The sequence below is a fragment of the Pseudomonas paraveronii genome (assembly GCF_963681955.1).
GTDB lineage: Bacteria > Pseudomonadota > Gammaproteobacteria > Pseudomonadales > Pseudomonadaceae > Aquipseudomonas > Aquipseudomonas paraveronii.
Map to the genome: position 1 here is coordinate 3,063,222 of NZ_OY817130.1, position 12,376 is coordinate 3,075,597.

General features: G+C 61.7%; 9 protein-coding genes. 8 read left to right on the forward strand and 1 reads right to left on the reverse strand.

Annotated features, from left to right (window positions below; translation table 11 throughout):
* The first annotated feature begins 1 nt into the window (after position 1).
* The 6 genes from U5A08_RS13970 (at position 2) to U5A08_RS13995 (ending at position 7,815) form a co-directional block, all read left to right on the forward strand.
* Entirely contained in the window at positions 2–1,105 is a 1,104-nt protein-coding gene (locus U5A08_RS13970; RefSeq protein ID WP_321852017.1) for a DmpA family aminopeptidase, read from the forward strand.
* A 358-nt stretch (positions 1,106–1,463) separates the two neighbouring features.
* Entirely contained in the window at positions 1,464–2,897 is a 1,434-nt protein-coding gene (locus tag U5A08_RS13975) for a serralysin family metalloprotease (RefSeq protein ID WP_253395713.1), read from the forward strand.
* 49 nt (positions 2,898–2,946) lie between these two features.
* Positions 2,947–3,315, forward strand: a complete 369-nt coding sequence (locus U5A08_RS13980) for a protease inhibitor Inh/omp19 family protein (RefSeq protein WP_253395715.1) — start codon at positions 2,947–2,949, stop codon at positions 3,313–3,315.
* A gap of 104 nt (positions 3,316–3,419) precedes the next feature.
* Positions 3,420–5,171 carry a type I secretion system permease/ATPase gene (locus U5A08_RS13985; RefSeq protein WP_321852018.1) on the forward strand — a complete coding sequence of 584 codons (1,752 nt, stop codon included), beginning with the start codon at positions 3,420–3,422 and terminating at the stop codon, positions 5,169–5,171.
* Positions 5,168–6,469 carry an HlyD family type I secretion periplasmic adaptor subunit gene (locus U5A08_RS13990; RefSeq protein ID WP_321852020.1) on the forward strand — a complete coding sequence of 434 codons (1,302 nt, stop codon included), beginning with the start codon at positions 5,168–5,170 and terminating at the stop codon, positions 6,467–6,469. Before U5A08_RS13985 ends, U5A08_RS13990 begins: the two co-directional genes overlap by 4 nt.
* Positions 6,470–6,471: 2 nt before the next feature.
* Positions 6,472–7,815 (forward strand): TolC family outer membrane protein, encoded by a 1,344-nt coding sequence (locus U5A08_RS13995; RefSeq protein WP_321852022.1) that lies wholly within the window; start codon positions 6,472–6,474, stop codon positions 7,813–7,815.
* A gap of 31 nt (positions 7,816–7,846) precedes the next feature.
* Here U5A08_RS13995 and U5A08_RS14000 read toward each other — a convergent pair whose 3' ends face one another.
* On the reverse strand, positions 7,847–8,071 hold the full coding sequence (locus U5A08_RS14000; RefSeq protein WP_247405211.1) for a YgdI/YgdR family lipoprotein: 225 nt from the start codon (positions 8,069–8,071) through the stop codon (positions 7,847–7,849).
* Positions 8,072–8,258: 187 nt separating this feature from the next.
* Between U5A08_RS14000 and U5A08_RS14005 the strand changes: the two genes are divergently transcribed.
* On the forward strand, positions 8,259–9,905 hold the full coding sequence (locus U5A08_RS14005) for a VRR-NUC domain-containing protein (protein WP_321852025.1): 1,647 nt from the start codon (positions 8,259–8,261) through the stop codon (positions 9,903–9,905).
* A complete protein-coding gene (locus tag U5A08_RS14010) occupies positions 9,902–12,187 on the forward strand; it encodes an ATP-dependent DNA helicase (protein ID WP_321852027.1) in 2,286 nt (761 codons plus the stop codon). The genes U5A08_RS14005 and U5A08_RS14010 overlap by 4 nt, the downstream gene beginning before the upstream one ends.
* The last annotated feature ends 189 nt before the right edge of the window (positions 12,188–12,376 follow it).

Genomic DNA, 12,376 nt, shown 5'->3' on the forward strand with positions numbered 1-12,376 from the left:
TATGCGCGCACGTCAATTGGGCATCACGTTGGGGCTGGGCACGCCCGGCGCGTTGAATGCCATCACCGATGTTCCCGGCGTTCGGGTCGGCCACAGCACGCTCAAGACCCGCGTCGACGGTAAACAGGTGTGTACCGGCGTCACAGTGGTCCAGCCGCGTGCCGGCGAGGCGCGGCAGCAGCCGTGCTTTGCCGGGTATCACGTGCTCAACGGCAATGGTGACGCCACTGGCCTGGAGTGGATCAGCGAAGCAGGGCTGTTGACCACACCACTGGCGATCACCAACACCCACAGCCTCGGCATTGTGCGCGACACCCTGATTGCCCTGGAGCGCGAGCGTCTGGCGGACCCGGCCGTGTACTGGTGCATGCCGGTGGTGATGGAAACCTACGATGGCCTGCTGAACGATATCTGGGGCCAGCACGTCAAGCCTGCGCATGTGCGCGAGGCGCTGGACCACGCCGAAAGTGGCCCGGTGCAGGAAGGCTCGGTGGGCGGCGGCACCGGGATGATCTGCCATGAATTCAAGGGCGGCATCGGCACCGCGTCGCGCCGGTTGCCGGCGGAGCAGGGCGGCTGGACGGTCGGCGTGCTGGTGCAGGCCAACCATGGCAAGCGCCAGGAACTGCGGGTCGACGGCTACCCGGTGGGCCGGCAGTTGATGGCGATTCCATCGCCGTTCGCCGAGCGGGGCACGCCGGGCATGGGCTCGATCGTGGTGATCCTGGCCACCGACGCGCCGTTGCTGCCCCATCAATGCCGGCGCCTGGCGCAACGCGCGTCTATCGGCATTGCGCGCACCGGCGGCGGCACCGAGGACTCCAGCGGCGACCTGTTCCTGGCCTTCGCCACCGGCAATCAGGCGCTGCCCCCGGCGGACTATGGGCGCAAGGACCTGGCGTTCAGCAGCGCGGTGCAGATGGTCAATAACGATCATATGTCCCCGCTGTTCCTCGCCGCGGCGGAGGCGGTGGAGGAGGCGATCGTCAACGCCATGCTGGCCGGTGAGAGCATGACCACCGACGACGGGGTGCGAGTGCCGGGTCTGGACGGCGAAACACTGTTGCAGGCGTTGCGCGAGATGGGCTGGAACAGCTGCCGATAATCCGGTGTATTTATAAAGATGCTGGCTCTTTAATGCGGCGAATGACACCGTGACAATATATTGGATCCATCTAAGCAAGTGCGCCGCTCAAGTTGAGCGGCTTTACCGCTATTTAATATTTAAATAACAGCGCGGCGGTTTTTGTCGGACAAAAGCAACTAACCCCCTACAAACATTGCACGCGACTTGCTTAAGTTGCTGGCTTGTCGGTTTTCACTGCGTAAATAGATGTAGACGAAAGATTTCAAGTTGTGTCAGTTTCGTGACGCCTTCAAAAGAGGCGAGTGATAGGACGATCTCGCCAGCGAGGTTCCTATCGACCCAAGACTGATGCACTTGCACACAAGGAAGTACGTTTATGTCAAAAGTAAAAGACCAGGCTATTGTATCTGCCGCGCAAGCCAGCACTGCGTATACGCAAATTGATAGTTTCAGTCATTTGTACGACCGTGGCGGCAACCTCACGATCAATGGTAAACCCTCTTATTCCGTTGACCAGGCGGCCACTCAACTGCTGCGCGATGGCGCTGCTTACCGGGACTTTGACGGCAACGGCAAGATCGACCTGACCTACACCTTCCTGACCTCGGCCTCCTCGAGCACGCTGAACAAGCATGGCATCTCGGGCTTCAGCCAGTTCAACAGCCAGCAGAAAGCCCAGGCCGCACTGGCCATGCAATCCTGGTCGGATGTCGCCAACGTCGCCTTCACCGAGAAGGCCAGCGGCGGCGATGGGCATATGACCTTCGGCAACTACAGCGGCGGCCAGGACGGCGCGGCGGCCTTCGCCTACCTGCCCGGCACCGGCGCGGGCTACGACGGCACCTCGTGGTACCTGACCAACAGCAGCTACACGCCCAACAAGACCCCGGACCTGAACAACTACGGCCGGCAGACCCTGACCCACGAGATCGGCCATACCCTGGGCCTGGCTCACCCTGGCGATTACAACGCCGGGAATGGCAACCCGACCTACAACGATGCGACCTATGGACAGGACACGCGCGGCTACAGCCTCATGAGTTACTGGAGTGAGAGCAACACCAATCAGAACTTCAGCAAGGGCGGGGTCGAGGCCTACGCCTCCGGGCCATTGATCGACGATATCGCGGCGATCCAGAAGCTCTACGGCGCCAACTACGCCACCCGCGCCGGTGACACCACCTACGGTTTCAACTCCAACACCGGGCGTGATTTCCTCAGCGCAACTTCCAACGCCGACAAGCTGGTGTTTTCGGTCTGGGACGGCGGTGGCAATGACTCCCTGGACTTCTCCGGTTTCACCCAGAACCAGAAGATCAACCTCAATGAGACCTCGTTCTCCGACGTTGGCGGCCTGGTGGGCAATGTGTCCATCGCCAAGGGCGTCACCGTGGAAAACGCCTTTGGCGGTGCGGGCAACGATCTGATCATCGGCAACAATGCCGCCAACCTGATCAAGGGCGGGGCCGGCAACGACCTCATCTACGGCGCTGGCGGGGCGGACCAACTGTGGGGCGGCGCCGGTAACGACACCTTTGTGTTCGGTGCCAGTTCCGATTCCAAGCCAGGGGCGGCGGACAAGATCTTTGACTTCACCAGCGGCTCCGACAAGATCGACCTGAGCGGCATCACCCAAGGCGCGGGCCTGAGCTTCGTCAACGCGTTCACCGGGCATGCCGGCGACGCGGTATTGAGCTATGCCTCGGGCACCCACCTGGGTACCTTGGCCGTGGACTTCTCCGGGCACGGCGTGGCGGATTTCCTCGTCACCACCGTGGGCCAGGCCGCTGTCAGCGACATCGTGGCCTGATGCACGAGCGCGGCGTTTCGGCGCCGCGCTTCCGGGAAGGAGCATGCACATGCCGCGTTTTTCTCATTTGATCGCCTGTGTCCTACAGGTGTTGTTCGTGTCGGCAGGAGCCCACGCAATGGCTAGCAGTCTTGTTTTACCCAGCGCCGCCCAGTTGGCCGGACATTGGCAACTGCACCGAGAGGATCAGGTCTGTGCCCTGGATTTGCTGGAGCAGGCCAACGCCTTGGGTGGCGACGTGGCATGTGTTGAGCAGTGGCTGGGGGACAAACCCCTGACGTGGTCGCCGACACCGGACGGGATCTGGTTGATGAATGCCGAAGGCTCAGGGATTACCCACTTGAATCGCCAGCGCGACGGTGAATACCAGGCACGCACGCCATCCGGCGATCTCGTGACATTGCAACGAATACCTTAGTTTCCAGTTATAACGCTATAACTCGAATTTACTAGTTGGCCGCCGCTTATTCAGGGGTTGGGGTAACTATTGCCGGTCATTGGGTTCAAGGAAGATCAAGCACTATGGCGAAGCCCCAAGTCGTCGCGCCGTTATTCAAGGCGTTGGGTGAATATAAAAGTATTTTGATCAGCGTTGGCTGTTTCACTGCATTGATTAACCTGCTGATGCTGGTGCCGTCCATTTATATGCTGCAAGTGTATGACCGCGTGTTGTCCTCCCAGAATGAAACCACACTGGTGATGTTGACACTGATGGTCGTAGGCTTCTTCGCCTTTATTGGCTGCCTGGAAGTCATCCGCAGTTTTATCGTGATCCGCATCGGTAGCCAGTTGGAGCGACGCTTCAACTTGCGCGTATATAAAGCCGCCTTCGAACGCAATCTGCAGCGCGGCCAGGGGCATGCCGGGCAATCCCTCGCTGATTTGACCCACATCCGCCAGTTCATCACCGGGCCGGCGCTGTTCGCGTTTTTCGATGCGCCGTGGTTTCCGATCTATCTGTTGGTGATTTTCCTGTTCAACGTGTGGCTCGGCGTGCTGGCCACGGCGGGGGCCTTGTTGCTGATCGGTCTGGCCTGCCTGAATGAATACCTGACCAAAAAACCCCTGGGCGAGGCCAGCGGCTACTCCCAGCACTCCAGCCAATTGGCCACCAGCCATTTGCACAACGCCGAAACCATCCAGGCCATGGGCATGCTCGGCGCATTGCGCAAGCGCTGGTTCGCCGTGCATTCAGAGTTTTTGGGTTTGCAGAACACGGCCAGCGACACCGGTTCGGTGATCACCTCACTGAGCAAATCCCTGCGCCTGTGCCTGCAATCGTTGGTGCTCGGCCTGGGCGCGTTTTTGGTGATCAAAGGCGAGATGACCGCCGGGATGATGATCGCCGGTTCCATCCTGATGGGCCGGGTGCTCAGCCCGATCGACCAGTTGATTGCGGTGTGGAAGCAGTGGAGTTCGGCCAAGCTGGCCTATCAGCGGCTTGACGAGTTACTGCGCGAGTTCCCGCCGGAAGTCGCGCAGATGGCATTGCCCGCGCCCAACGGCCAGGTGGGTTTCGAGCAGGTCAGCGCTGGCCCGCCGGGGCGACGCCTGGCGACGCTGCATCAGGTCAGTTTCAGCCTGGGCGCCGGCGAAGTGCTGGGAGTGCTTGGCGCGTCGGGCTCCGGCAAGTCCACCCTGGCCCGTGTGCTGGTGGGCGTGTGGCCAACCCTGGCCGGCACCGTGCGCCTGGATGGCGCGGATATCCACCGCTGGGACCGTGACGATCTCGGCCCGCACATTGGCTATCTGCCCCAGGACATCGAACTGTTCAGTGGCAGCATCGCCGACAACATCGCGCGCTTTCGCGATGCCGATCCGCAACAGGTGGTCCAGGCGGCACAACAGGCCGGCGTACATGAATTGATTTTGCGCCTGCCCCAAGGCTACGACACGGTGCTGGGCGACAACGGCGGCGGCCTGTCCGGTGGCCAGAAGCAACGGGTCGCCCTGGCGCGTGCGCTGTATGGCGGGCCGCGGCTGATCGTGCTGGATGAACCCAATTCCAACCTCGACACCGTCGGTGAAGCCGCGCTGGCCAGCGCCATCGTGCAGATGAAGGCCCAGGGCAGCAGCGTGATTCTTGTCACCCACCGCTCTTCGGCCCTGGCCCAGGCGGACAAGTTGCTGGTGCTCAACGAAGGTCACTTGCAGGCGTTTGGGCCGAGTCAGGAAGTGCTGCGCGCGTTGTCCGGCCAGCAAGCGGCGCCGAAGGAACAAACCGGCGTCAGTTTCAGTCGTCAGTATCAAGCCGGAAGGAATCCAGGCGCATGAGCATTCTCTCTGTTGAACAACGCGGCGCCGGTTTCTTCGTGCGCATGGGCTGGTGGCTGACGGTGCTCGGCGCCGGTGGGTTTTTCCTCTGGGCCAGCCTGGCGCCGCTGGACCAGGGTATTCCGGTACAGGGCACCGTGGTGGTTTCGGGCAAGCGCAAGGCGGTGCAGACCTTCAGCCCCGGTGTGGTCAGCCGGATTCTTGTGCGTGAAGGTGAGACGGTCAAACAGGGCCAGCCGCTGTTTCGTCTTGACCAGACCCAGAACCAGGCCGATGTGCAATCGCTGCAAGCGCAGTACCGCATGGCCTGGGCCAGTGTGGCGCGTTGGCAGAGCGAACGCGACAATCGCGCCGTCATCGTTTTCCCCGCCGAACTCAGCGCCACTCCCGACCCCGCGCTGGCCTTGGTGCTAGAAGGTCAACGCCAACTGTTCAGCAGCCGCCGCGAAGCCTTTGCCCGCGAACAGGCGGGGATTCGCGCGAATATCGACGGCGCCAGGGCGCAGCTCAATGGCATGCTCCGCGCGCGCAGCGACCTGACCGCCCAGGCCCAATCCCTGCGCGACCAACTGAGTAATCTGCAGCCCTTGGCCGACAATGGCTACATCCCACGCAACCGCTTGATGGAGTACCAGCGCCAGTTGTCCCAGGTGCAACAGGACCTGGCGCAGAACACTGGCGAAAGCGGCCGCGTGGAGCAGGGCATCCTCGAATCGCGGCTCAAACTGCAGCAGCACAGCGAGGAATACCAGAAGGAAGTGCGCAGCCAACTGGCCGACGCGCAACTGCGCAGCCTGACCCTGGAGCAGCAACTCACGTCCGCCGGGTTCGACCTGCAGCACAGCGAAATCAACGCACCGGCCGATGGCATTGCGGTCAACCTTGGCGTGCACACCGAAGGGGCGGTGGTGCGCGCCGGGGAAACCTTGCTGGAGATTGTGCCCCAGGGTACGCGGTTGGAAGTCGAGGGGCATTTGCCGGTCCACTTGGTGGACAAGGTCGGCACCCACCTGCCGGTCGATATTCTATTCACCGCCTTCAATCAGAGCCGTACCCCGCGTGTGCCGGGAGAGGTCAGCCTGATTTCCGCCGACCAACTGCTCGACGAAAAAACCGGCGAGCCGTACTACGTGCTGCGCACCACCGTCAGCGAGGCCGCGCTGGAAACACTCCACGGCCTGGTGATCAAGCCAGGCATGCCCGCCGAGATGTTTGTGCGTACCGGCGAGCGCTCGTTGCTCAATTACCTGTTCAAGCCGCTGCTCGACCGCGCCGGCTCTGCGTTGACCGAGGAATGAACATGAAACCGTTGTTCATCGCCTTGCTGTTGAGCTGTGCGCCTGCCCAGGCCGCCATGGGCCCGTTCGATGTGTACGAACAGGCTCTGCGCAACGATCCAGTGTTTCTCGGCGCGATCAAGGAGCGCGACGCCGGCCTGGAAAACCGCACCATCGGCCGCGCCGGGCTGCTGCCGCGGCTGTCCTACAACTACAACAAAGGGCGCAACAATTCCCAAGCGCACCTGCCTGACGGGCGCGGCGGCAGCTATCGCGACGAGCGTAATTACAACAGCTACGGCTCCACCTTCAGCCTGCAGCAGCCGCTGTTCGACTACGAAGCCTATGCCAACTACCGCAAGGGCGTGGCCCAGGCGCTGTTTGCCGATGAAAGTTTTCGCGACAAGAGCCAGGCGCTGCTGGTGCGGGTGCTGAGCTATTACACCCAAGCGTTGTTCGCCCAAGACCAGATCGAGATTGCCCGCGCCAAGAAAAAGGCCTTCGAGCAGCAGTTTCAGCAGAACCAGCACCTGTTCCAGCAGGGCGAGGGCACGCGCACCGACATCCTTGAAGCCGAATCGCGCTATGAGCTGGCCACTGCCGAAGAAATCCAGGCGCTGGATGAACAGGACGCCTCGTTAAGAGAGTTGGGCGCGTTGATCGGCGTGCAGAGCGTCAACATCAACGACCTCGCGCCGCTCAATCAGCGTTTCGCCGCCTTCAGCCTGACGCCGGCCAACTACGACACCTGGCACGCGCTGGCGATCAGCAACAACCCGACGCTGGCCTCGCAACGCCAGGCCCTGGAAGTGGCGCGTTATGAAGTGGAGCGCAACCGCGCCGGGCACCTGCCGAAGATCACCGCGTATGCCAGTTCGCGCCAGCAGGAGTCCGACAGCGGCAACACCTACAACCAGCGCTACGACACCAACACCATTGGCGTCGAAGTCAGCCTGCCGCTGTATGCCGGTGGCGCTATCTCTGCCTCCACGCGCCAGGCCAGTCGCGCCATGGAGCAGGCCGAATACGAGCTGGAAGGCAAGACCCGTGAAACCCTGATCGAACTGCGTCGCCAGTTCAGCGCCTGCCTGTCGGGCGTCAGCAAGCTACGCGCCTACCAGAAAGCCCTGACCTCGGCCGAGGCGCTGGTGGTGTCGACCCGGCAAAGCATCCTCGGCGGCGAGCGGGTCAACCTCGATGTGCTCAACGCCGAGCAGCAGCTCTACAGTACCCGGCGCGACCTGGCCCAGGCGCGCTACGACTACCTGATGGCCTGGACCAAATTGCACTATTACGCTGGCAACCTGCGCGATACCGACCTGGCACAAGTCGATGAGGCGTTTGGGCCGATGGGCGCGCAGCCATAGCGTCACGCCGATCAAAATGTGCGGAGGGGGATCAGTCTTCCTTGCGAACCGTGGCCACATCGCCGGCTTTGACGCGGATGTGCTTGCCAGCGATGTCGGTGAATTCATAGAAACCGTCGGCGGTATTGGTCTTCGGTATGTCTTTGGTTAAATACTGCGTGCCATTTTGCAATGTCACTACGGTTTGCGTCGCGCAACCGGCCAATACCAGAAAAGTGAGTGCAACCAGTGGCAGCCCCAAATTCTTCATGCTCATAACCCTTACCTTAACCCTGAAAAGTCCCGCTACCTGCAGCTGCGGGCCATAAATGTTACGCGATCAGCTCCCCCATCTGATCACTTTTATGCAAAAAGTTGCGTGCGCCATTTATCTATTACCGATTGCAACAACGCGTCTACGACGGCACTCTGTATGCATAACCAGTATTTGATCGCTGCGTACCATGGCCGACCCCCTCGAAGACCCCCTGTATTACCTGCATAACTTCCGCCAGGTGCTCGATTGGCTGAGGCAACGCTATGCCGATTTGCTCGATGCTGACGAAGCGCATTTCATTCAGCAATTTGACAGGTTGCCGCAGCCGTCCCAGGCATTGCTGGTGCGCATGGTGATGCGCAAGGGCGTGCATTTTCGCGCGGGTAAGCTCAATTATCTGGAAATCGGCTGCCCGCATGCTGCGGCGCGCCCGCTGAAGGCATTGGGTTGGGTCGATGATCAGTGCCTGCTGGGTTTTGACGAACTGTTTGGGGTGCTGCAAAAGGGCGAGGTGCTGGGTGCGTTCCAGCCATGGATCGACCAGCCCAAGGGTAAGAAGGCCGACTGGCTTGAGCAGTTGGCGCCGCAGTTCACTGAGCAGCGCCGCTTTGCGCACTGGTGCCCCGAGCTGGATGACGTGCTCTACAGCCTCACCGTGATGGACTTGTGCGATCGCCTGCGATTGATGTTCTTCGGCAACCTGCATCAGGACTGGTCGGAGTTCGTGCTGGCGGACCTGGGTATCTACACCTACGAAAAGGTCGAGTTTTGTGCCGAGTCCCGCGGTTTGCGCAGCCGCGATGATGTGCTGGGGTTTCTGTTCCTGCACCAGTGCCAGCAAGCCTTTGAGTCCGCACAGGCGCTGGACAGCGTGCTGGCGCAGATCGCCATGTTGCAGACCGACAACCCTTGGCTGGAAAAACGCCGGGCCAAGCTGTTGTTCCAGGTCGGCCAGTATTGCGAGCGCAGTGCCGAGTTGGCGCTGGCCGAGCAGATCTACCGCGCCTGTGTTTTCCCCGGCGCACGCTCACGCTTGATTCGCGTGCTGGAGCGCCAGGAAGACTACGCCCAGGCCATGGCCCTGGCGTGCGCCGCCCAAGAGGCACCGGAAAGTCCCGCCGAGCAGCAACACCTGCTGCGTGTGTTGCCGCGCCTGCGGCGCAAGTTGGGCGCGCCGGCCTTGCCCAAGGTCAAGCCGCGCGAAGTCACGCGCCTGGACCTGGCGCTGCCGCTGCCGGAACCCTTGGTGTCGGTGGAGTATTGCGTGCAGGCCCATCTGAGCGAGCCCGACGCGCCGGTGTACTACGTCGAAAACGGTCTGATCAATTCGCTGTTCGGCCTGTTGTGCTGGGAGGCGATCTTCGCGCCGCTGCCGGGGGCGTTTTTTCACCCGTTCCAGCGCGGGCCGGCGGATCTGCACAGCGAAGACTTTCATCAGCGTCGTGCGTCACTGTTTGCCGCCTGTTTCGAGCAACTGCGCGATGACCGCTACAAAAACACCATCCGCCAACGCTACGTGGACAAGTGGGGCATCCAGTCACCCTTTGTCTTCTGGAACCTGCTCAGTGAAGAGCTGCTGGAGCAGGCCTTGGCGTGCTTGCCCGCCGAACACTTGCACTACTGGTTCGAGCGGCTGCTGCTGGACATCCGCGCCAACCGCGCCGGTATGCCGGACCTGATCCAGTTCTGGCCCGCCCGGAAAACCTACCGCATGATCGAAGTCAAAGGCCCTGGCGATCGCCTGCAAGACAACCAACTGCGCTGGCTGGAGTTCTGTGGCGAGTACCAGATGCCGGTCACCGTCTGCTATGTGCGCTGGGCGCAGCCCGCTTGAGTTACACCGTGGCGGTGCGCGCCCTGTGTGAGTTCACGGCCAAGGTCGGCGACCTTGACCTGCGCTTTACACCGTCGCCCAGCGCCCAGGAAGGCATCGCCGGTCATCGCACGGTCGCCTCCCGGCGCAGTGCGCATTACCAGAACGAAGTGGCCCTGGAAGGCGAATACGAAGCGCTCAAGGTGCGGGGCAGGGCGGACGGTTACGACCCGGACAGCAACCGCCTCGAAGAGGTGAAGACCTATCGCGGCGACCTCGATGCCCAGCCCGCCAACCATCGGCAATTGCACTGGGCCCAGGTCAAGGTCTACGGCTGGCTGATGTGCCAGAAGCTCGGGCTTGCGCACATCGATTTGGCGCTGGTGTATTTCGATATCGTTGGCGAGGGCGAAACCTTGCTGAACCAGCGCTTTGCGGCCGCCGATCTGCAACAGTTCTTCAACCGGCAATGCGCATTGTTTCTCGGTTGGGCGCGCCAGGAGATGCAGCACCGCGACGCTCGCAACCGCGCTGCGCAGACCCTGACGTTCCCTCACAGCGACTTTCGCCCCGGCCAGCGCCCCCTTGCAGAGTCGGTGTACAAGGCCGTCAGCACCGGACGTTGCCTGATGGCCCAGGCGCCCACCGGCATCGGCAAAACCGTCGGCACGATCTTCCCCATGCTCAAGGCCTTGGCCCCCCAGCAATTGGACAAGGTGTTTTTCCTCACCGCCAAGACCCCAGGCCGCAAACTGGCCCTCGACGCCGCGCAAGTGCTGTACGCCAGCAGTCCCGAGTTGCCGCTGCGCGTGTTGGAACTGGTGGCGCGGGACAAGGCCTGCGAACACCTGGACAAGGCCTGCCACGGCGAATCCTGCCCGTTGGCCAAAGGTTTCTATGACCGTTTGCCCGCCGCGCGTAACGCGGCCGCCAAGGTGCGCCTGCTCGACCAGCGCAACCTGCGCGAGGTCGCTCTGGAGCACGGCGTCTGTCCGTATTACCTGAGCCAGGAAATGGCCCGTTGGACCGACCTGGTGGTCGCCGACTACAACTACTATTTCGACTTTGGCGCGCTGTTGTTCGGGCTGGCCCAACTCAACCAGTGGCGCGTCGCGGTGCTGGTGGACGAAGCCCACAACCTGGTGGAGCGCGCCCGTTCGATGTACAGCGCAAGCCTTGATCAGTACGCCCTCAAGACCGTGCGCGATATGGCGCCAGAACCGTTGAAGAAACCCTTGCAGCGCTTGAATCGTGAGTGGAACGCCTTGCACAAGGACCAGCTCGCGCCGTATCAGGCCTACGCGGCCAAACCCGACAAACTGCTCCAGGCCCTGAGCCTTTGCGCCAGCGCCATGGGTGACTACTTCAACGACCATCCCGAGGCACTCAGCGGCGATCTGCAAGCCTTCTATTTTGAAGCACTGCAATTTGCCAAGGTCGCCGAGCTGTTCAACGAACATTTCATCTTTGATATCAGCCTGCGCCAACTGCGCGGCAAGCGCAGCGGTTCCACGTTGTGCCTGCGCAATGTGGTGCCCGCCGAATTCATCCGCCCGCGACTGACGGCGGCACGCAGCAGCGTGTTGTTTTCCGCTACGCTGAGCCCGCGTCACTACTACGCCGACCTGCTGGGCCCGCCGGCGGACACCGCCTGGGTCGATGTGGAATCACCGTTCAATGCCGCGCAATTGCGGGTGCGGATTGTCGATGAGGTCTCCACCCGGTTCGTGCATCGCCAGGCCTCACTGGAACCCATCGTTGAATTGATCGCCGAGCAGTTCGCCCGCCAACCGGGTAATTACCTGGCGTTCTTCAGCAGTTTCGATTATCTGCAACAAGTGGCACAGTTACTCGCCGAGCGACACCCGCACATCGCACTGTGGCAGCAGTCACGCGGTATGGTCGAAACCGAGCGCCAGGCCTTTCTCGAGCAGTTCACCGAACACAGCCAGGGCGTTGGCTTTGCGGTACTGGGCGGCGCGTTTGGCGAAGGCATCGACCTGCCCGGCGCGCGCTTGATCGGCGCGTTCATCGCCACCCTGGGGCTGCCGCAACTGAACCCGGTCAACGAACACATGAAGCAGCGCATGGGCGCGATCTTCGGCTCCGGCTACGACTACACCTACTTGTACCCAGGCATTCAGAAAGTCGTGCAGGCGGCGGGGCGGGTGATCCGCAGCCAGCAGGACACCGGCGTGGTGATGTTGATCGATGATCGCTTCGGCGAAGCGCGGGTGCGGCAGCTGTTGCCACGGTGGTGGGCGATAGCGACTAAAACGGCTTCCAGGCCAATGCCTGAATAACCTCCGGTGACGATGGCAGTCATACCGTGCAAATCTTTACCCGCCAACGCTTGCAAAGCGGTTGTCGTGCTGTCGAATCCACTCTCGATAGGGCTTTGTGTATTGATCATAGGGCGCTCTCCATGGGGGGGCGGCTATGTTCTCCCCTAGAGGTCGGACGCGAAACGGCCTAAAGTCCGCTTTTCTATC

Excerpts from the sequence above, each read along its gene's own strand:
- U5A08_RS13970 (WP_321852017.1), top strand. The coding sequence starts at position 2 with ATGCGCGCACGTCAATTGGGCATCACGTTGGGGCTGGGCACGCCCGGC.
- U5A08_RS13975 (WP_253395713.1), top strand. The coding sequence starts at position 1,464 with ATGTCAAAAGTAAAAGACCAGGCTATTGTATCTGCCGCGCAAGCCAGC.
- U5A08_RS13980 (WP_253395715.1), top strand. The coding sequence starts at position 2,947 with ATGCCGCGTTTTTCTCATTTGATCGCCTGTGTCCTACAGGTGTTGTTC.
- U5A08_RS13985 (WP_321852018.1), top strand. The coding sequence starts at position 3,420 with ATGGCGAAGCCCCAAGTCGTCGCGCCGTTATTCAAGGCGTTGGGTGAA.
- U5A08_RS13990 (WP_321852020.1), top strand. The coding sequence starts at position 5,168 with ATGAGCATTCTCTCTGTTGAACAACGCGGCGCCGGTTTCTTCGTGCGC.
- U5A08_RS13995 (WP_321852022.1), top strand. The coding sequence starts at position 6,472 with ATGAAACCGTTGTTCATCGCCTTGCTGTTGAGCTGTGCGCCTGCCCAG.
- U5A08_RS14000 (WP_247405211.1), bottom strand. The coding sequence starts at position 8,071 with ATGAGCATGAAGAATTTGGGGCTGCCACTGGTTGCACTCACTTTTCTG.
- U5A08_RS14005 (WP_321852025.1), top strand. The coding sequence starts at position 8,259 with ATGGCCGACCCCCTCGAAGACCCCCTGTATTACCTGCATAACTTCCGC.